This is a genomic window from Enterobacter cloacae complex sp. SHL020, assembly GCF_049236945.1.
GTDB classification, from domain to species: Bacteria; Pseudomonadota; Gammaproteobacteria; order Enterobacterales; family Enterobacteriaceae; genus Enterobacter; species Enterobacter dykesii.
In genome coordinates, this window is record NZ_JBMKJF010000002.1 from 706,807 (window position 1) to 725,736 (window position 18,930).

Annotated in this window: 17 protein-coding genes; 9 read left to right on the forward strand and 8 right to left on the reverse strand. The window is 54.8% G+C overall.

Translation table 11 applies throughout. From position 1 onward, the window contains the following. Window positions 1-4 precede the first annotated feature (4 nt). The 3 genes from ssuD to ssuE are packed head-to-tail and all read right to left on the reverse strand — an operon-like array spanning window position 5 to window position 2,677. Window positions 5-1,150: an FMNH2-dependent alkanesulfonate monooxygenase gene (ssuD, locus tag ACOTZB_RS08400; protein ID WP_421626882.1), complete on the reverse strand. Its 1,146-nt coding sequence runs from the start codon at window positions 1,148-1,150 to the stop codon at window positions 5-7. Continuing rightward, window positions 1,147-2,109: a sulfonate ABC transporter substrate-binding protein gene (locus ACOTZB_RS08405; RefSeq protein ID WP_421626883.1), complete on the reverse strand. Its 963-nt coding sequence runs from the start codon at window positions 2,107-2,109 to the stop codon at window positions 1,147-1,149. Before ACOTZB_RS08405 ends, ssuD begins: the two co-directional genes overlap by 4 nt. Beyond that, on the reverse strand, window positions 2,102-2,677 hold the full coding sequence (gene ssuE, locus ACOTZB_RS08410) for an NADPH-dependent FMN reductase (protein WP_421626884.1): 576 nt from the start codon (window positions 2,675-2,677) through the stop codon (window positions 2,102-2,104). Before ssuE ends, ACOTZB_RS08405 begins: the two co-directional genes overlap by 8 nt. Window positions 2,678-2,925: 248 nt before the next feature. Here ssuE and pyrD point away from each other — a divergent pair, with 248 nt between their 5' ends. Further along, window positions 2,926-3,936, forward strand: a complete 1,011-nt coding sequence (gene pyrD, locus ACOTZB_RS08415) for a quinone-dependent dihydroorotate dehydrogenase (protein ID WP_257829568.1) — start codon at window positions 2,926-2,928, stop codon at window positions 3,934-3,936. Between the two features lie 165 nt (window positions 3,937-4,101). Further along, window positions 4,102-4,644: a cell division protein ZapC gene (zapC, locus tag ACOTZB_RS08420; protein ID WP_032651189.1), complete on the forward strand. Its 543-nt coding sequence runs from the start codon at window positions 4,102-4,104 to the stop codon at window positions 4,642-4,644. Here the strand turns inward: zapC and ACOTZB_RS08425 are convergent. Further along, a complete protein-coding gene (locus ACOTZB_RS08425; RefSeq protein WP_421626885.1) occupies window positions 4,641-5,750 on the reverse strand; it encodes a YcbX family protein in 1,110 nt (369 codons plus the stop codon). The two genes, zapC and ACOTZB_RS08425, sit on opposite strands and share 4 nt — an antisense overlap. 98 nt (window positions 5,751-5,848) lie before the next feature. On the opposite strand from ACOTZB_RS08425, the gene rlmKL reads away from it, so the two are divergent. The 6 genes from rlmKL to rmf all read left to right on the forward strand — a co-directional run bounded on the left by rlmKL (window position 5,849) and on the right by rmf (window position 13,776). Then, window positions 5,849-7,957, forward strand: a complete 2,109-nt coding sequence (rlmKL, locus tag ACOTZB_RS08430) for a bifunctional 23S rRNA (guanine(2069)-N(7))-methyltransferase RlmK/23S rRNA (guanine(2445)-N(2))-methyltransferase RlmL (RefSeq protein WP_421626886.1) — start codon at window positions 5,849-5,851, stop codon at window positions 7,955-7,957. 12 nt (window positions 7,958-7,969) lie between these two features. Continuing rightward, window positions 7,970-9,877: an ABC transporter ATP-binding protein gene (locus ACOTZB_RS08435; protein ID WP_421626887.1), complete on the forward strand. Its 1,908-nt coding sequence runs from the start codon at window positions 7,970-7,972 to the stop codon at window positions 9,875-9,877. 13 nt (window positions 9,878-9,890) lie between these two features. Continuing rightward, window positions 9,891-11,144: a membrane integrity-associated transporter subunit PqiA gene (gene pqiA, locus ACOTZB_RS08440; protein ID WP_421626888.1), complete on the forward strand. Its 1,254-nt coding sequence runs from the start codon at window positions 9,891-9,893 to the stop codon at window positions 11,142-11,144. Window positions 11,145-11,148: 4 nt separating this feature from the next. Further along, entirely contained in the window at window positions 11,149-12,789 is a 1,641-nt protein-coding gene (gene pqiB / locus ACOTZB_RS08445) for an intermembrane transport protein PqiB (RefSeq protein ID WP_008499933.1), read from the forward strand. Further along, window positions 12,786-13,352: a membrane integrity-associated transporter subunit PqiC gene (gene pqiC / locus ACOTZB_RS08450; protein WP_337279902.1), complete on the forward strand. Its 567-nt coding sequence runs from the start codon at window positions 12,786-12,788 to the stop codon at window positions 13,350-13,352. Before pqiB ends, pqiC begins: the two co-directional genes overlap by 4 nt. Window positions 13,353-13,608: 256 nt before the next feature. Next, a complete protein-coding gene (gene rmf / locus ACOTZB_RS08455) occupies window positions 13,609-13,776 on the forward strand; it encodes a ribosome modulation factor (RefSeq protein WP_013097261.1) in 168 nt (55 codons plus the stop codon). Between the two features lie 71 nt (window positions 13,777-13,847). On the opposite strand, the gene fabA is transcribed toward rmf, so the two are convergent. Beyond that, the gene (gene fabA / locus ACOTZB_RS08460; protein ID WP_126328163.1) at window positions 13,848-14,366 is read right to left on the reverse strand and encodes a 3-hydroxyacyl-[acyl-carrier-protein] dehydratase FabA; all 519 of its coding nucleotides are present in this window, start codon (window positions 14,364-14,366) and stop codon (window positions 13,848-13,850) included. A gap of 68 nt (window positions 14,367-14,434) precedes the next feature. Next, entirely contained in the window at window positions 14,435-16,195 is a 1,761-nt protein-coding gene (locus tag ACOTZB_RS08465; protein ID WP_421626889.1) for an AAA family ATPase, read from the reverse strand. 186 nt (window positions 16,196-16,381) lie between these two features. On the opposite strand from ACOTZB_RS08465, the gene matP reads away from it, so the two are divergent. Then, the gene (matP, locus tag ACOTZB_RS08470; RefSeq protein ID WP_008499929.1) at window positions 16,382-16,834 is read left to right on the forward strand and encodes a macrodomain Ter protein MatP; all 453 of its coding nucleotides are present in this window, start codon (window positions 16,382-16,384) and stop codon (window positions 16,832-16,834) included. Between the two features lie 66 nt (window positions 16,835-16,900). Here the strand turns inward: matP and ompA are convergent, their stop codons facing one another. Next, entirely contained in the window at window positions 16,901-17,956 is a 1,056-nt protein-coding gene (gene ompA, locus ACOTZB_RS08475) for a porin OmpA (protein ID WP_023311028.1), read from the reverse strand. Between the two features lie 354 nt (window positions 17,957-18,310). Then, window positions 18,311-18,820: an SOS-induced cell division inhibitor SulA gene (gene sulA / locus ACOTZB_RS08480; protein WP_421626944.1), complete on the reverse strand. Its 510-nt coding sequence runs from the start codon at window positions 18,818-18,820 to the stop codon at window positions 18,311-18,313. Between the last annotated feature and the right edge of the window lie 110 nt (window positions 18,821-18,930).

Genomic DNA, 18,930 nt, shown 5'->3' on the forward strand with positions numbered 1-18,930 from the left:
CTCCTTAGCTCTGGGCGGCTTTGCGTGGGATAAACTCGTTCGCCACGGCTTCGCCCTGAAGCTGAAGCCGCTGCGGCTGCGGAATCTCCGGAATGGCAACATCCAGATGCGGGAATAACAGCTCGCCCACCTTGTACGCCTCTTCAAGATGCGGGTAACCGGAGAGAATAAAGCTGTCGATACCCAGGTCAGCGTATTCATTAATCCGGGCGGCTACGGTCGGACCGTCGCCGACCAGCGCCGTGCCCGCACCGCCGCGCACCAGGCCAACGCCCGCCCACAGGTTCGGGCTGATCTCCAGATTCTCGCGCTTGCCGTTGTGCAGGGACGCCATTCGGTGCTGTCCGACGGAGTCGGTTTTGGCAAACGCGGCCTGCGCCCTGGCGATGGTCTCATCGTCCAGATGGGAAATCAGACGGTCGGCGGCCTGCCAGGCTTCTTCATTGGTTTCGCGCACGATTACGTGCAGGCGAATACCGAAGCGCACCTTGCGGCCATGGGCGGCCGCCTTAGCGCGTACCTGGGCAATTTTTTCTTTCACCAGCTCAGGCGGTTCGCCCCAGGTAAGATAGAGATCGACCTGCTCTGCCGCCAGATCCTGGGCCACATCCGACGATCCGCCAAAATAGAGCGGCGGTCGCGGCTGCTGAACCGGTGGGAAGTAGAGTTTCGCGTCACGAACGTGAATATGCTTGCCTTCAAAGGTGACGGTTTCACCTTCCAGCAGACGTCGCCAAACGCGGGTGAACTCGGCGGAGGCTTCATAGCGCTCGGTATGGTCGAGGAACACCCCATCGCCCGCCAGCTCCTGCGGATCGCTGCCCGTCACCAGGTTAAACAGGGCGCGACCGTTGGACAGCCTGTCCAGCGTTGCCGCCTGACGCGCCGCCACGGTGGGGGAGACCACGCTCGGGCGTAACGCAACCAGGAACTTCAGACGCTGGGTGACCGGGATCATCGACGCGGCCACCAGCCAGGCATCTTCACATGAACGTCCGGTCGGGATCAGCACCCCGGTGAAACCGATTCGGTCCGCCGCCTGCGCAATCTGCTGCAGGTAGCCGTGTTCAACCGGGCGTGAGCCCTCTTCTGTACCAAGATAGTGTCCATCACCGTGGGTGGGTAAAAACCAGAAAAGATTCAGACTCATGATTTAGCTCCTTCTTTGCCTGCGGGCTGCCAGATGCGTTCGCGAATAGTGACCTGTTTTGGCACCAGGTGGTTTTGATAGAAAAGGTCTGCCGTTTGTTGCTGAAGCGCGGCGACGTGCGCGTCCACGGGCGTAATGGTGGTCGGCGGACGGTGGTTGAGATAGCTCGCGATCACCGGCTCAGGTAAGCCCATAGTTTTCGCCAGCAGGGCAATGCTCTCCTGACGCTGGGTCTGGGTCAGCGCATCGGCCTGGGTAAAGGTATCCAGTACGGCCTGAATATATGCGCCGTTCTTTTCCGCATAAGGACGCGCGGCCAGATAGAACGAACCGGTCTGCTTCAGCGTGGTACCGTCTTTCAGCACGCGAACGCCGCCCTGCAGCAATGCGGCGGAGTAGTACGGATCCCAGATGGCCCAGGCATCAACGTTCTTCTGCTGGAACGCGGCGCGGGCGTCGGCAGGCGTCAGGTAAACAGGCTGAATGTCAGTGAACTTGAGCCCGGCCTCTTGCAGAGCGCGCAGCAACAGGTTGTGTGAGCTGGAACCTTTCTGGAAAGCCACTTTATGCCCTTTGAGGTCGGCGACGCTTTTAATGTCGCTGTTTTCAGGTACCAGAATCACTTCGGCCTTCGGTTTGGGCGGCTCAACGCCCACATAGACGAGGTCCGCTCCCGCCGCCTGGGCGAATATCGGCGGAATATCACCCGTGCTGCCGAGATCGATACTGCCGACGTTCAGGGCCTCCAGCATCTGCGGGCCAGCCGGGAACTCCACCCACGAGAATTTGGTCTCCGGGAAGCGTTTTTCCAGCAGCTGGTGGCTTTTCGCCAGCACCATGCTGACGCTGCCTTTCTGATAGCCGATACGTAAGCTTTCCGGAGCCGTTTCTGCGGCATGGGCCAGCGAGGTAAGCGCCATCAGACCGGCCAGTCCGATGCGGGTTAAGGTTTTAAACATGTGCGACTCCTTGAGGCTGACCAAACGCCGGGGCCTGGATATCCCGGCGGTGCAGGGCATGCCAGAAGGTTTCCAGGGCGTTATCGAGGCGGGTTTGCAGGTTCGGCGTAAAAAGAGGTTTATGTTGATAATCGATAACCTGGGAGTCATCTGCGAAAACGCCGTGGAGGATCTCCTGCGCTTTCAGCGCGTTCAGCACCGGCTTCAGGGCATAATCCACGGCCAGTAAATGGGCAACCGTACCGCCCGTTGCCAGCGGCAGCACAACTTTGCCGTCCAGGGCGCGTTCCGGAAGCAGATCGAGCAGGGTTTTCAGCGCCCCGGAAAAAGAGGCTTTATAAATAGGCGTTGCCACAATTAAGCCGTCAGCGCCGTTAAGCTGCTCGATGAGCGTTTTTAGCGCAGGGCTGTCGAAGCGGGCGTAGAGCAGATCTTCAGGTTCAAAGTTATGCAGGTTCCAGTGGCACACTTCCACATCCAGGGCATTGAGTTTTTCGCGGGCATATTCCAGCAGGGCGCTGGAGCGCGAGGGGAATCGTGGACTTCCGGCCAGGGTAATGACGCGCATACTTCCTCCTTATAACCAATTGTTTGCTTTTATCTAACATTCATAACAATTTTCAGGAGTGTGACACTGCGTGGTTATTCCACTAAATGATTTATCTGCAATTAAAATGCGAAAAAGTGCATAAGAAATTGACGGGAAGGTAAACGATTGCGTTTTGCGCTGATTTTTTGCCGCAGGTCAATTCCCTTTCGTGCGTGGATCGCCCATAATCCCCTCCCGGTTTGCACACCGGGAATCCAGGAGAGTTCATGTACTACCCCTTCGTTCGTAAAGCCCTTTTCCAGCTCGACCCTGAGCGCGCTCATGAATTTACATTCCAGCAATTACGTCGTATTACCGGAACGCCGCTGGCCGCGCTGGTGCGTCAGAATGTGCCGGTAAAACCTGTGCAGTGCATGGGTCTGACCTTTAAAAATCCGCTGGGTCTGGCGGCCGGTCTGGACAAAAATGGCGAGTGCATTGATGCCCTGGGCGCGATGGGCTTTGGCTCCATTGAAATCGGTACCGTCACGCCGCGCCCGCAGCCGGGAAATGACAAGCCGCGCCTGTTCCGCCTGGTTGAAGCCGAAGGGCTGATCAACCGCATGGGCTTTAATAACCTCGGTGTTGATCACCTGGTTGAGAACGTAAAAAAAGCCCATTTTGACGGGATATTAGGCATCAATATCGGCAAAAATAAAGACACGCCGGTAGAGCAGGGTAAAGATGACTATCTGATTTGTATGGAAAAAGTCTACGCCTATGCCGGTTATATTGCGGTGAATATTTCTTCACCCAATACCCCGGGTCTGCGCTCTTTACAATATGGCGAAGCGCTGGACGATCTTCTGAGTGCCATTAAAAATAAACAAAATGAACTCCAGACGATCCACCATAAATATGTTCCGGTCGCGGTTAAGATCGCCCCGGATCTTTCTCCCGAAGAATTGATCCAGGTTGCCGACAGTTTGGTTCGCCATAATATTGATGGTGTTATTGCGACCAATACCACCCTCGATCGTTCCCTCGTGCAGGGAATGAAAAACTGTGACGAAGCGGGTGGGTTAAGTGGACGTCCGGTACAATTAAAAAGCACCGAAATTATTCGCGCCCTGTCTGCGGAATTAAAAGGACGTCTGCCGATTATTGGCGTCGGCGGCATTGACTCAGTGATTGCTGCGCGCGAGAAGATGGCGGCGGGTGCGTCACTGGTGCAAATCTATTCCGGCTTTATTTTTAAAGGACCGCCGCTGATTAAAGAAATCGTTACTCATATCTAATCTTTTCTCTTAATCAGACAACCAGGGCTTTATTTCCAGCCCTGGTTGTTTTATATTCCGTCACTGTTGCTTATTTAGTCATTATAGTCTTTTATTAATGGTGTTATAAACGAGGCGGCAAACAGGACATTTTTAGTACAGGACGTTTGGGGACGGGAGAGACACATGCGAATTAAACCTGACGATAACTGGCGCTGGTATTTTTGCGACGAGCATGACCGAATGATGCTCGATTTAGCCAATGGCATGTTGTTTCGTTCTCGTTTTGCCCGCCGAATGTTAACCCCGGACGCGTTTTCCCCTTCGGGCTTTTGCGTTGACGATGCGGCGCTTTATTTCTCCTTTGAAGAAAAATGTCGCGATCTGGTGCTCTCTAAAGAGCAGCGTGCCGAGCTGGTATTAAATGCGCTGGTGGCTATCCGCTTCCTGAAACCGCAAATGCCAAAAAGCTGGCATTTCCTGCCGCACGGCATGAACTGGACCCCGGCAACGGGTGACGCGGCCAGCGTCAATCTGAGCGATACCGCAGAAGAGGTGAGCCTGCTGGTGGTTGAGCCAGGCGAAAATGCTGCGCTCTGCCTGCTGGCGCAGCCCGGCGTAACCATTGCCGGGCGGACGATGCAGCTTGGCGATGCCATTAAAGTGATGAATGACCGGCTGAAGCCACAGCTGCGCGTGGATGCCTTCAGCCTCGAACAGGCGGTTTAAGCTTCCAGTTGTACGGACGTTTTCGGTATGCAGCTACAGCACAGAATTGTGCCGTCATTTCCAATTGCCGATTTTTTCAGCGCACTGACCTCTCCATCCACCAGCTTGATGCGACAGCATCCGCAAATGCCTGCGCGACAGGAATAGGGTACGCGAATTCCTGCCTGCTCCAGTTGCTCAAGTAATACCTGCTGGTTGTTGCCACGGATGACGTTGCCCTGCCAGTGAATATCTACCGCAGAGGCGACATTCGTCACAACGTCGACCATTTCTTCTTCCTGACCCGAGCCGTACACCCTTGCAGGCCCACGGGCAAGAATTTCGACCTCATCGCCGACGCGGATCGCGCCGCTGGAGCGCGGGATCAGGTTCTGGCCGAAATCCACATCGCCGTTGTTCTGCGCGGTGCGGAACGACTGCAGCGTCTTCAGCGGTTCACCAGAAGGGTGCTTCAGCCCTTTTTCAGGGCTCACCGTGGTGAAAATGCAGCGGCTGCAGGGTTTTACAACATCAAAGATGACGCTGCCGATGCGGATCACTTTCCAGGTGTCTTCTTCCCAGGCGTCGGCGCCCGTGACCACCAGGTTCGGACGGAACTGTTCCATCTGAACGCTGGCTTTGCAGCGGCCTTGTAAATCACGCAGCGAGGCTTCGTTAGTCAGCAGGAACGGAAAACCATCGGCGAAGGAGAGGGGAACGGCGTCATGGCGCTTCACGCGACGCGTCGGTTCAGGACCTACCCAGCGCAGCTGCACGTCGCGGGAGAAGAAACCGCTCAGCCAGCGGTTAATCTCATCCGGGGCGATGCGCGCGGTAAAATGGTTACCCCACACTTCCGTTGGCGCATCGACAGGCGCAAAATCAGCAAAGCGAATGACCGCGCTGGAACCGTCCGGCGCGGTAAGGTGCAAACCGTCATGAAGCGGGGAAGGGGTAAAGCGAACCATCTGCGGGAACTGACGTGCGGTAATGAACGTGCCGTCAGGCTCGGTGACCATAAAAATACGATCGAAGGCGAATCCGCTCATGTCGGCCAGCGCGTGAGAGACGCCGATGCCGCGCATGGATTTCACCGGATGAATAAAAAGCCTGGATAACGTCGCCACTGCACACTCCCACAAATGAAAATAAGCCTTCAACTTTATGACATACACGCCATATTAGCTATAATGCGCGACAATTTTCTAAGAGTAAAAGTGACGATATGAATTCTCTGTTTGCCAGTACGGCCCGTGGGCTGGAAGAGCTGTTAAAAACTGAACTGGAAAGCCTGGGCGCGCAAGAGTGCCAGGTGGTTCAGGGTGGTGTCCATTTTGAGGGCGACACGCGGCTTATTTACCAGAGCCTGATGTGGAGCCGTCTGGCGTCGCGCATCATGCTGCCGATGAAGGAGTGCAAGGTCTATAGCGACCTGGACCTCTATACCGGCGTACAGATGATCGACTGGACAGAGATCTTCACGCCCAATGCCACCTTTGCGGTGCATTTCAACGGCGTGAACGATGAGATCCGCAACAGCCAGTACGGTGCCCTGCGCGTCAAAGACGCCATTGTGGACTGCTTCACGCGTAAAAATAAGGAACGTCCGAACGTCGATCGCGAAAATCCGGATCTGCGTATTAACGTCTGGCTCAACGGTGACACGGCGAGTATTTCTCTCGATCTGAGCGGCGCGGGCCTGCACCTGCGTGGCTACCGCGATCGTACCGGTATGGCGCCAATTAAAGAAACTCTGGCTGCCGCCATTGTGATGCGCTCCGGCTGGCAGCCGGGCACGCCGCTGCTCGATCCGATGTGTGGTTCCGGTACGTTGCTGATTGAAGCGGCCATGCTGGCAACCGACCGCGCGCCGGGGCTGCATCGCGGCCACTGGGGTTTTAAAGGCTGGGCGCAGCACGACGAAGCGCTCTGGAAAGAGGTCAAAGACGACGCGCAAACCCGCGCGCGTAAGGGGCTGGCGGAATATACCTCCCACTTCTACGGTTCGGACAGCGACCCGCGCGTAATCGAACGCGCGCGCAGCAACGCCCGTCGCGCCGGTATCGGCGAGCTTGTCACCTTCGAGGTGAAAGATGTAGCGAACCTCACCAACCCGCTGCCGAAAGGCCCGTACGGTACGGTTATCAGCAACCCGCCATACGGCGAGCGTCTGGACAGCGAGCCGGCGCTGATTGCCCTGCACAGCCTGCTGGGCCGCAATATGAAGGACTACTTCGGCGGCTGGAACCTGTCGCTGTTTAGCGCCTCGCCGGAGCTGCTGAGCTGCCTGCAGCTGCGTGCCGATCGCCAGTTTAAGGCGAAAAACGGCCCGCTGGACTGCGTGCAGAAAAACTACCATCTGGCGGAGAAGGCGGCGGACAGCAAGCCATCCGGCGTGGCGGAAGATTATGCCAACCGCCTGCGCAAGAATCTGAAAAAATATGAAAAATGGGCCAAGCAGGAAGGGATTGAATGCTACCGCCTGTACGATGCTGACCTGCCGGAGTACAACGTGGCGGTTGACCGCTACGCGGACTGGGTGGTGATTCAGGAATATGCGCCACCGAAAACCATTGATGCGCAAAAAGCGCGTCAGCGTATGCTGGACGTTATCGCGGCTACCATCGCCGTGCTCGGCATTGCGCCGAACAAGCTGGTGCTGAAAACCCGCGAGCGTCAGAAGGGTAAAAACCAGTACCAGAAAATGGGTGAAAAGGGCGACTTCATCGAAGTGGGCGAATACAACGCCCGCCTGTGGGTGAACCTGACCGACTATCTTGATACCGGCCTGTTCCTTGACCACCGTATTGCCCGCCGCATGCTCGGCCAGATGAGCAAGGGCAAAAATTTCCTCAACCTGTTCTCCTATACCGGGAGCGCCAGCGTGCACGCGGGTCTGGGCGGCGCGCGGAGCACCACTACGGTGGATATGTCCCGCACCTATCTGGAGTGGGCCGAGCGCAACCTGCGTCTCAACGGTCTGACAGGACGTCAGCATCGCCTGATGCAGGCCGACGTGCTGGGCTGGCTGCGCGATACCGACGAGCAGTTCGACCTGATCTTTATCGATCCGCCGACCTTCTCTAACTCCAAGCGTATGGAGGATAGCTTTGACGTTCAACGCGATCACCTGCGCCTGATGACCGACCTGAAACGCCTGCTGCGTAAAGGTGGCACCATTATGTTCTCGAACAACAAACGCGGCTTCCGTATGGATCATGACGGTTTAGCAGCCCTGGGACTGAAAGCACAAGAAATCAGCCAAAAAACGCTGTCTCAGGACTTTGCCCGTAACCGTCAAATTCATAACTGCTGGTTGATTACCGCGGCCTGAAAGGAAATATAAATGTCTTTAATTAGTATGCACGGCGCGTGGCTCTCTTTCAGCGACTCGCCGCTTCTCGATAATGCAGAGCTGCATATCGAAGATAACGAGCGCGTCTGCCTGGTGGGCCGTAACGGCGCGGGTAAATCCACGCTGATGAAAATCCTCAACCGCGAACAGGGGCTGGATGACGGCCGCATCGTTTACGAGCAGGATCTGATTGTCTCCCGCCTCCAGCAGGATCCGCCGCGTCACGTGACCGGGAGCGTTTACGATTTCGTGGCGGAAGGGATCTCTGAGCAGGCCGAATACCTGAAGCGCTATCACGAGATTTCGCATCTGGTGATGACCGACCCAAGCGACAAGAACCTCAACGAACTGGCGAAAGTGCAGGAGATGCTCGATCACCATGGTCTGTGGCAGCTTGAAAACCGCATTAACGAGGTTCTGGCCCAGCTTGGTCTGGAAGCGGACATGGAGCTGTCGGCGCTCTCCGGCGGCTGGTTGCGTAAAGCGGCCCTGGGCCGCGCGCTGGTCAGCGGGCCGAAGGTGCTGCTGCTGGACGAACCGACGAACCACCTGGATATCGAAGCGATTGACTGGCTGGAAGGTTTCCTGAAAACCTTCAGCGGCACCATCATCTTTATCTCGCACGACCGTTCGTTTATTCGCAACATGGCGACGCGTATTGTCGATCTCGACCGCGGCAAGCTGGTCACCTATCCTGGCGATTACGACACCTATCTGCTTGAGAAAGAAGAAAACCTGCGCGTGGAAGAGCTGCAGAATGCGGAGTTCGACCGCAAGCTGGCGCAGGAAGAGGTGTGGATCCGCCAGGGCATCAAGGCCCGCCGTACCCGTAACGAAGGCCGCGTGCGCGCTCTGAAGGCAATGCGCCGTGAGCGCAGCGAACGCCGTGAAGTGATGGGCAGCGCCAAAATGCAGGTGGAAGAAGCGTCCCGTTCCGGCAAGATTGTCTTCGAAATGGAAAACGTCAACTATCAGGTTGATGGCAAAGTGCTGGTGAAGGATTTCTCCGCCCAGGTTCAGCGCGGCGACAAAATTGCGCTTATCGGCCCGAACGGCTGCGGTAAAACCACGCTGCTGAAGCTAATGCTGGGCCAGCTGCAGGCCGACAGCGGCCGCATTCACTGTGGAACTAAGCTGGAAGTGGCCTACTTCGACCAGCACCGCGCGGAGCTGGATCCGGAGCGCACGGTGATGGATAACCTCGCCGAAGGCAAGCAAGAGGTAATGGTAAACGGCAAGCCGCGCCACGTGCTGGGCTATCTGCAGGACTTCCTGTTCCATCCGAAACGTGCGATGACCCCAGTCCGTGCGTTATCTGGCGGAGAGCGTAATCGTCTGCTGCTGGCGCGTCTGTTCCTGAAACCAAGTAACCTGTTGATTCTCGATGAACCAACGAACGACCTGGATGTCGAAACGCTGGAATTACTCGAAGAACTGATCGACGGTTATCAGGGGACCGTGATGCTGGTTAGCCACGATCGTCAGTTTGTGGATAACACCGTAACCGAGTGCTGGATTTTCGAAGGTGAAGGGCGAATTGGACAATACGTAGGCGGTTATCACGATGCAAAAGGACAGCAATCGCAGTCTCTGGCGCAGAAACAGTCAAAGTCCAAAATAAGTCCAGAACCTGCTGTAACAAAAGCAGAAACTGTTAAAAAATCTCCTGCTAAAATGAGTTATAACCTGCAGCGCGAACTCGAGGGGCTGCCTCAGCGCCTTGAAGAGCTGGAGGCCGCTCTCGAAACGTTGCAGATGCAGGTCGCTGATGCGTCATTCTTTACGCAGCCGCACGACTATACTCAGAAAGTACTGTCAGAACTGTCCGCGGCTGAAAAAGCCCTGGAAGAAGCATTTGAGCGCTGGGAGTACCTTGAGTCTCTGAAAAACGGCGCATAAACAGGGATAACATATGTGTGACCAGCACCATGCCGACAGGCATATTTTATGCTCGCAATGCGATATGCTCGTGGCGTTGCCAGAGCTTGGTCACGGACATAAAGCCCTGTGTCCACGTTGCGGCGCAACGTTGACAACCGAGTGGGACGCGCCGCGGCAGCGTCCCACTGCTTACGCTCTGGCAGCCTTGTTCATGCTGCTGCTCTCTAATCTCTTCCCCTTCATCTATATGAAGGTGGGGGGGATAACCAGCCAGGTGAATTTGCTTGAAATCCCGGGCGTGATGTTCTCGGAAGATTACGCCAGCCTCGGCACCTTTTTTCTCCTGTTTGTCCAGATAGTCCCGGCTTTCTGCCTGGTCATTATTCTTTTACTGGTCAACCGCGTCAGGATGCCGGCATTACTGAAAATCCGGCTCGCACGAATCCTGTTTCAGCTCAAAAGCTGGGGTATGGCCGAAATTTTTCTGGCGGGCATTCTGGTCAGTTTTGTGAAGCTCATGGCTTACGGCGATGTGGGGATCGGGAGCAGCTTTGTTCCGTGGTGCCTGTACTGTGTCCTTCAGCTGCGCGCGTTCCAGTGCGTGGACAGGCGATGGGCGTGGGATGATATCGCCCCGGCACCGACGCTCGCGCAGACGGTAAAAGTCGGCGTGCCCGGCATTCGCCAGGGGCTGCGTTCCTGCCCATGCTGTACCGCCGTGCTGCCCGCCGATCTCGACGTTTGTCCGCGCTGCGAAACGAAAGGTCACGTACGCCGTAAAAATAGCCTTCAGTGGACGATGGCCCTGCTGGTCACCTCCATCATGCTGTATCTGCCTGCCAATATTCTACCGATCATGATCACCGATTTGCTCGGCGACAAAATGCCCTCGACGATCCTCGCCGGGGTGATCCTGCTGTGGGGCGAAGGTTCCTATCCCGTCGCTGGCGTGATCTTTATCGCCAGTATTATGGTGCCAACCTTAAAAATGATCGCCATCGCCTGGCTCTGTTGGGACGCTAAGGGCCATGGAAAACGCGACAGCGAACGCATGCACCTGATTTATGAAGTGGTCGAGTTTGTCGGACGCTGGTCAATGATTGACGTGTTTGTCATCGCCGTTCTCTCTGCACTGGTGCGGATGGGCGGTTTGATGAGTATTTATCCCGCGATGGGGGCTTTAATGTTTGCACTGGTCGTGATTATGACCATGTTTGCGGCCATGACCTTCGACCCTCGTTTATCGTGGGATCGTGAGCCTGAATCAAGCCATGAGGAAGAGTAAGAGCATGGAAAATAAGAGTGGAGAGGCGAAAGTGCAGAAGGTCAAAAACTGGTCGCCGGTGTGGATTTTCCCCATCGTGACCGCGCTGATCGGTGCATGGATCCTGTTTTATCATTACAGCCATCAGGGACCCGAAGTCACGCTGATAACCACCAATGCCGAGGGGATTGAGGGCGGTAAAACGACCATCAAAAGCCGTAGCGTGGACGTGGGCGTGGTCGAAAGTGCAACCCTGACCGACGATTTAACCCATGTGGAGATTAAGGCGCGCCTTAATGCCGGCATGGAAAAACTGCTGCATGGCGATTCCGTTTTCTGGGTCGTTAAGCCGCAGGTGGGACGTGAAGGGATCAGCGGTTTAGGGACGCTGCTCTCCGGGGCCTATATCGAACTGCAGCCGGGTGCTAAGGGTAACCAGCCAGCCCAATACCAGCTTCTGGATTCACCGCCGCTTGCACCGCCTGATGCCAAAGGCATCCGCGTGATCCTCGACAGCAAAAAAGCAGGTCAGCTCACGGCGGGCGACCCGGTCCTGTTCCGCGGTTACCGCGTCGGGTCGGTTGAGAAAAGCACGTTTGATCCGCAGAAACGCGCGATCAGCTATCAGCTCTTCATTAATGCGCCAAACGATCGCCTGGTCACCAGCAACGTCCGTTTCTGGAAAGACAGCGGGATCGCCGTGGATCTGACCTCGGCAGGCATGCGCGTTGAAATGGGTTCGCTGACCACGCTGTTTGGCGGTGGCGTGAGTTTTGACGTGCCGGAGGGCCTGGATTTGGGCCAGCCGGTTGCAGAGAACACCGCTTTCCGTCTCTTTGACGATCAAAAAAGCATTCAGGATGCGCTCTATACCGATCACGTTGACTTCCTGATGTTCTTTAAAGACTCCGTTCGCGGCCTGCAGCCGGGGGCGCCTGTTGAGTTCCGCGGCATTCGTCTCGGTACGGTTGGGCAAGTGCCATTCTTCGTCCCGGGCCTTCAGCAGGTGCTGGACGATGATTACCGCATTCCGGTACTGATTCGCATTGAACCAGAGCGTCTGCTTAACCAGATTGGTGAAAATCAGGATATCGCTACCCATATCACCCAACTGATGGAACGCGGTTTGCGCGGGTCGCTGAAAACCGGCAACCTGGTAACCGGTGCGCTGTATGTGGATATGGACTTCTACCCGAAAGCACCACCGATTACCGGTATCCGTGAATTCGGTGGCTACAAGATCATCCCAACGGTGAGTAGCGGTCTGGCTCAGATCCAGCAGCGTCTGATGGAAACGCTGGATAAGATCAACAATCTGCCACTGAATCCGATGATTGAAGCGGCGACGAACTCTCTTAGTGAAAGCCAGGCAACGATGCGTCGCCTGCAAACCACGCTGGATAACATCAACAAGATCACGGCGAGCCAGAGCATGCAGCAGCTGCCGCAGGATATGCAGAAAACGCTGCGTGAGCTGAACCGCAGTATGCAGGGCTTCCAGCCGGGTTCAGCGGCCTACAACAAGATGGTGGCAGATATGCAGCGTCTTGATCAGGTCTTGCGTGAACTGCAGCCGGTGCTGAAAACGCTCAACGAGAAGAGCAATGCGCTGGTGTTCGAAGCGAAAGATAAAAAGGATCCTGAGCCGAAGAGGGCAAAAGAATGAAAAAGTGGCTATTGATGGTTAGTGCTTTGCTGTTAACGGCGTGCAGTTCAGGGGTAGATAATAAAAGCTACTATCAGCTGCCTGTGGCTACCCACAGCGGTGGGCAAAGCACGGCCAGCCAGGGAAATCGCCAGCTGTGGGTTGAGCAGGTTGCCGTGCCGGATTATCTGGCAGGGAACGGCGTGGTCTATCAGACCAGCGACGTTAAATACGTGATTGCGACGAACAACCTGTGGGCCAGCCCGTTGGATCAGCAGCTGCGCAACACGCTGGTGGCCAATCTGGGCAGTCAGCTTCCGGGCTGGGTTGTCGCGTCGCAGCCGCTGGGTAATGACCAGGATACGCTGAACGTCACGGTAACGGGCTTCCACGGCCGTTATGACGGTGCGGTGGTGATTAGCGGGGAGTGGTTGCTGAACCATCAGGGGCAGCTGATTAAGCGTCCTTTCCATCTGGAGCTGAAGCAGCAGAAAGATGGCTATGACGAAATGGTGAAAGTTCTGGCTCAGGGTTGGGCACAGGAGTCGGCCAGCATCGCGAGAGAAATTTCCCGGCTACCATAAGTAAAATTCATCATCAAGAACCGCAGTTGGCCCGTTGCTGATTGCGGTTTTTTTTTCGTTTTCAGTTCAGATTGTTACTTGTGCCACGTCACAATTTTTGTACAAATGAACTTCTGGCTAGCTCACAAATATGACACCCGTATGAATTTTGAACATTGACGATGCGACTAATTCGGGGTATTCGTTATCTGTGCCTGTGCAGATAGTGCAGACACTGTTTTCTTTCCACCAGACAAAAGAATGAGGGAAACGAGGCATGAAGAGACAGAAACGAGATCGCCTGGAACGGGCTCATCAACGTGGTTATCAGGCCGGCATCGCTGGACGTTCTAAAGAAATGTGTCCTTATCAGACGATAAATCAAAGGTCACAATGGCTTGGAGGCTGGCGAGAAGCCATCGGCGACAGGGCACTCATAGCCTGATAACGTCTCTTTCAAAAAAGAAACCTCCGCAATGCGGAGGTTTCGCCTTTCTGGGGGTGCGAAAAGCACGATCAGAAAGCTGAAGTGTCCTGGAACAGGCCAACTTTCAGGTCGCTTGCGCTATAGATCAGACGACCGTCGACAAGCACTTCGCCATCTGCCAGGCCCATAATCAGGCGGCGGTTAACGATGCGCTTGAAGTGAATACGATAGGTCACTTTCTTCGCCGTAGGCAGAACCTGGCCAGTGAATTTTACTTCGCCTACGCCCAGCGCGCGGCCTTTACCTTCGCCACCCAGCCAGCCCAGATAGAAGCCAACCAGCTGCCACATTGCATCGAGGCCCAGGCAGCCAGGCATTACCGGATCGCCAATAAAGTGGCAACCGAAGAACCACAGGTCCGGGTTGATATCGAGTTCTGCTTCTACGTAACCCTTATCGAAGTTACCGCCGGTTTCGGTCATTTTCACGACACGGTCCATCATCAGCATGCTTGGGGCCGGTAACTGTGGGCCTTTTGCGCCAAACAGTTCACCGCGACCAGAGGCAAGAAGATCTTCTTTTGTATAGGATTCGCGTTTATCTACCATGTTCTCAGTAAGCCTTATTTTAGTGAAGGACGCAGGATAGCTAACACGTGTACGCTGAACAAGTCCGATCAGTTCGAACTAAACCAGCCCAACCAGCGTAACGGCCATGGATAACGATGACGAGCATCCTGCTGTGTCGCCTGAGCAATGCGCTCCTGGATAGTCTGCATCAGGGTAGTTTGCCCTTCGCCATCCCAAACCAGATTTGTCAGTAAGGGTAGCGCATCCTCGATCCTTTCGATGGCCCAGATGGCGAATTGCTCTTGCTCTACCGCATCCAGAATCTCCTGACTGAGACTCAAATGGCGTGCGTTGGGAGCAGGAATAATCACACCCTGTTTGCCGTTTAAACCACGCTGCTGACAGATGGAGAAGAAGCCTTCAATTTTTTCGTTGAGGCCTCCCACTGGCTGGGCACGACCGAACTGGTCCACCGAACCGGTGATCGCGATGTTCTGATTTATGGGCACTTCCGCCAGGGCGCTGATTAAGGCGCACAGCTCGGCCATAGAGGCGCTATCGCCATCCACTTCGCTGTAGGACTGCTCAAACGTCAGCGAGGCGGAGAAGGGGATCTGTTGCTCAAGCTGCAGCTCTGACATCAAAAACGCCTGCATGATCATCATGCCTTTCGCGTGAATGTTGCCGCCCAGCTCGGCTTTCCGTTCGATATCGGTGAACTCGCCATCGCCAATGTGCACAACGCAGCTGATACGGGACGGTTCCCCGAATGCGCGCGGATGGCCGGGAAATTCAATCACCGACAGGGCGTTGATCTGCCCGACGCGTTCGCCTTCGGTCTCTACCAGAATTTGTTCCAGCAGAATTTCATCCTGCATACGGTCGGCAAGATAGCCTTCTCGCCACTCACGCTGAGCCAGCATCTGAGTGAGCTGTTCGCCGGTGAACGCTCCGTCACCGCTGATCACGCCCACTTCACGCAGCTGTTTACCGATCCAGAGCGGGCAAAGCGGCAGCGTTTCCTGATCACCGGTGTAGCGCACGGCTTCGCGGATTAAGCCCGGCCACGCGTCAGCCGCAGGGGTTGGTAGCGCAAAACGTTCAGCGACGGCCATCACCCACTGGCACCACTGTGCCATATCATCGGCGTCAGCAATCTGGATGTTGTCTTCGTATTCGCTATACACCGCCTGCTCAGCGAGTTCCGGCTCCATTTCCTGGAAGTCCGCCAGCGATTCGCGGTCGCCCGTCAGCACGACGGTCAGCGACAGCGGCATAGACGGAACAGAGACAGGCAGAGGACGAGACTCGTCGTAGCCGACCCAGTCGAAACGCTGCTGGTTGACGATAGTTTTCAGACGCATCCACAGCAGCGGCTGCGAGAGCAGGGTACGCAGTGAGATGATGAGAACACCGCCATTTGCGCGATGTACCAGCCCCGGCTGCAGCGAAAGTTCGCCGTTAAACTGGCGCAGACAGCCAAAGAGTTGTTCCGCCTCGACCCAGTTAGCGGTAATCACCTCGCCCTTAGCGGCAAAACGGCCATCGGCCTGCGCCGCCGGTTCGAAAGTGACATCATGTCCCGCAATACGATACTGGCCGCCGAAAACTGCGTTCGCTTCCGGCTTCAGCTCGCGCACGGCATCTCCGAGCAGCGTCAGGTATTCCGCTTCTTCCGGGGCCTTGAGCAGCATGAAAGGCGCGGTTGTCCATGGGCTTAACACCTGCTCCAGCGCATAATGCAAACGAGGCTGCGTATCGCTAAGGATGAATTCGTGTTCTTTTGCGAGTTCGGGCTGTGCAAACAGTTCCTGGTAACTTTCGGTATCCGGAACAAGGTCACGCCATGCAAGTTTCGTAATGGTCAAAGTTGATGTTTTTTAGTCAGATGTAAAAGCGTGGAGTATACCGTAAGCGGGGGGCTGTACCCAAGCAGGATTGGGGATTTCGGCAGGGCGATTGGCTGCATTCACTCACAGGATATGATTTCTTTTCAGCAGATTGCTAAAAAACTGATATTCTGAACAGAGTTACGTGGTAACACTGAGATAGCAATGAAATATCAACAACTGGAAAATCTCGAAAGCGGCTGGAAATGGAAGTACCTGGTCAAAAAGCACCGTGAAGGGGAGCTGATCACCTGCTACATCGAAGCCAGCGCTGCGCAAGAAGCCGTGGATATTTTGCTGACCCTCGAAAATGAACCGGTACAGGTTAACGGCTGGATTGAGAAACACATCAATCCTGCACTGTTAAACCGGATGAAGCAAACTATCCGCGCGCGACGCAAACGGCATTTTAATGCTGAGCATCAGCACACTCGCAAAAAATCAATCGACCTGGAATTTGTTGTCTGGCAGCGCCTGGCCGGGCTGGCACAACGACGGGGCAAAACGCTGTCGGAAACCATCGTGCAGCTGATTGAGGATGCAGAACATAAAGAGAAATACGCCAACCAGATGTCGACACTGAAGAACGACCTTCAGGCGCTGTTGGGTAAAAAGTAGATTTGTTTACTTTTCTTCAGACAATAAAAAACCCCGCATTGCGGGGTTTTTTTATAAGACGATAACTTATGCCGCTGGCTGAGTTACAACGTCTTTGATGCCTTTAACTTCGATCTCTACGCGACGATCTGGAGCCAGGCAGTCGATCAGTGCAGCGCGAGCTTTCACGTTGTCACAGGTGTTGCCAGTAACTGGGTTAGATTCGCCCATACCACGTGGGGAGATCTTGTTAGCTGGGATACCTTTAGAGATCAGGTAATCAACAACAGACTGAGCACGTTTCTCAGACAGTTTCTGGTTGTAAGCGTCAGAACCGATACGGTCGGTGAAGCCCAGAACCACTACGGAACCGTCTTTAGGATCCAGGTTGCTCAGCTGGGTGTACAGCTGATCCAGTGCCTGCTGGCCTTCTGGTTTCAGAGTCGCTTTGTTGAAGTTGAACAGAACGTCAGACTTCAGAGTGAAGTGCTTGGTCTGTACTTCTGGAGCTGGAGCCGGCGCTGGAGCAACAACTGGTGCTGCTTCTTCCTGCTGGCCGAAACGGTAGGAAACACCTACGCTCAGCATGCCGTTGTCTGGACGAACACCAACGGTGTTGCCGTCGCCGATGTTGTTAACCCACTGGTATTCCAGACGGGTAGCGATGTCACGGGTCATAGCCCACTCAACGCCACCAGCGAATACTGGGGAAACACCGGTGTCATGGTTGTCACCAGAGATGTTGTTGCTGGAGTCTGCACGCCATACCATGCCGCCCAGACGGGTGTACACGTCCAGATCGTCAGTGATTGGGTAGCCCAGTTTAGCGGTCAGTTGAACGCCCTGTGCTTTGAAAGCGCCGTTGATGGTGTCGCCTTTGTATGGCATACGACCTAACCAGTCGTAACCCATTTCAAAACCAACATACGGGTTAACCTGATAGCCACCGAACGCACCTGCACCAAGCTGGCTCTCGTGAGTAGGGCCATCATTGTTCAGGCTGCTGTTGTACCAGCCGGTGTCGTGGAACTGAGACCAGCCCAGTTTACCACCTGCATACCAGGTATTATCTTTCGGAGCGGCCTGCGCTACGGTAGCGAAGCCAGCCAGTGCCACTGCAATCGCGATAGCTGTCTTTTTCATTTTTTGCGCCTCGTTATCATCCAAAATTCGCCATGAAAGTCTCATGAGAGAATCACGGTTAAATCCTTCACCGGGGGGCGTGGTCAAATATAAATCTACCGATATCTTCGGCTTAGGCCGAGCACCCCTGGCGATGTAAAGTCTACAACGTAGCTGAAAACTTACAAGTGTGAAGTCCGTCAGGCATATGAAAAAAAAAGTTCCGTATACCGATTATTTAACATTTTTCGAACGAATTTTGTGCAATAAAATTAAGGAGAACCGCACCAGACAAGCCTTGCCGCAATTTTCAGGCCGGGAACTTTAATGCCATCTTGTGGTCAAAAAAAATTCCAGGAAAAATCTTAATTTCACTCAATGATACAAATTTGAGTGAATTTTTAGCCCAGAAAGTTGTCCTCTGCGGTAAGAATCCGATCGAACCGGACGCATAATGAACCCGATTGCATTCCCTTCTTCAGCTGCTTCAGTCAGACGGAAATGTTCCTCTTCCGTCAATTCTTCCGGTAACCATCCAATCACCACGCTGTAATTTCCGGTGCGTAACGCGCGGATCATCGACTCAACGGTATCGCACGGCGGAAGCTGGTTAATTTGCATCACCTTAGTTAGCGGAAGGCCTGCGGACTGAACCCACTCACGGCTCAGTTTTTGCTGAGGCGTGAGCCAGAGCTGCCAGCGCGATTGCTGACCAAGCTGTTGCAATAACGGCAACAACAGAAGTTGCGTTAACAGGGGCTGGTCTTCACGATAAACCACTTCACTGATAAGCCCCGTGGAAACACGCTCGACGGAATTCTGCGCGACATTGCCTGCGGTAGAAGAGAGAGAGGTTGAGCGATTTGCATAGCCTGAAGTGTACATATTCATTCCAGCCCTGTAGTTACTGTATGGATATACAGTAACCCCTGTATGCATAAAGATCAACCTCATTTTCGGAAAGCGACTCGCAAAATTCATTCAATGTTGATGTC

Excerpts from the sequence above, each read along its gene's own strand:
- matP (WP_008499929.1), top strand. The coding sequence starts at position 16,382 with ATGAAATATCAACAACTGGAAAATCTCGAAAGCGGCTGGAAATGGAAG.
- ompA (WP_023311028.1), bottom strand. The coding sequence starts at position 17,956 with ATGAAAAAGACAGCTATCGCGATTGCAGTGGCACTGGCTGGCTTCGCT.
- zapC (WP_032651189.1), top strand. The coding sequence starts at position 4,102 with ATGCGAATTAAACCTGACGATAACTGGCGCTGGTATTTTTGCGACGAG.
- rmf (WP_013097261.1), top strand. The coding sequence starts at position 13,609 with ATGAAGAGACAGAAACGAGATCGCCTGGAACGGGCTCATCAACGTGGT.
- ACOTZB_RS08435 (WP_421626887.1), top strand. The coding sequence starts at position 7,970 with ATGTCTTTAATTAGTATGCACGGCGCGTGGCTCTCTTTCAGCGACTCG.
- ssuE (WP_421626884.1), bottom strand. The coding sequence starts at position 2,677 with ATGCGCGTCATTACCCTGGCCGGAAGTCCACGATTCCCCTCGCGCTCC.
- sulA (WP_421626944.1), bottom strand. The coding sequence starts at position 18,820 with ATGTACACTTCAGGCTATGCAAATCGCTCAACCTCTCTCTCTTCTACC.
- rlmKL (WP_421626886.1), top strand. The coding sequence starts at position 5,849 with ATGAATTCTCTGTTTGCCAGTACGGCCCGTGGGCTGGAAGAGCTGTTA.
- pqiC (WP_337279902.1), top strand. The coding sequence starts at position 12,786 with ATGAAAAAGTGGCTATTGATGGTTAGTGCTTTGCTGTTAACGGCGTGC.
- ssuD (WP_421626882.1), bottom strand. The coding sequence starts at position 1,150 with ATGAGTCTGAATCTTTTCTGGTTTTTACCCACCCACGGTGATGGACAC.
- pqiA (WP_421626888.1), top strand. The coding sequence starts at position 9,891 with ATGTGTGACCAGCACCATGCCGACAGGCATATTTTATGCTCGCAATGC.
- ACOTZB_RS08405 (WP_421626883.1), bottom strand. The coding sequence starts at position 2,109 with ATGTTTAAAACCTTAACCCGCATCGGACTGGCCGGTCTGATGGCGCTT.
- pyrD (WP_257829568.1), top strand. The coding sequence starts at position 2,926 with ATGTACTACCCCTTCGTTCGTAAAGCCCTTTTCCAGCTCGACCCTGAG.
- fabA (WP_126328163.1), bottom strand. The coding sequence starts at position 14,366 with ATGGTAGATAAACGCGAATCCTATACAAAAGAAGATCTTCTTGCCTCT.
- pqiB (WP_008499933.1), top strand. The coding sequence starts at position 11,149 with ATGGAAAATAAGAGTGGAGAGGCGAAAGTGCAGAAGGTCAAAAACTGG.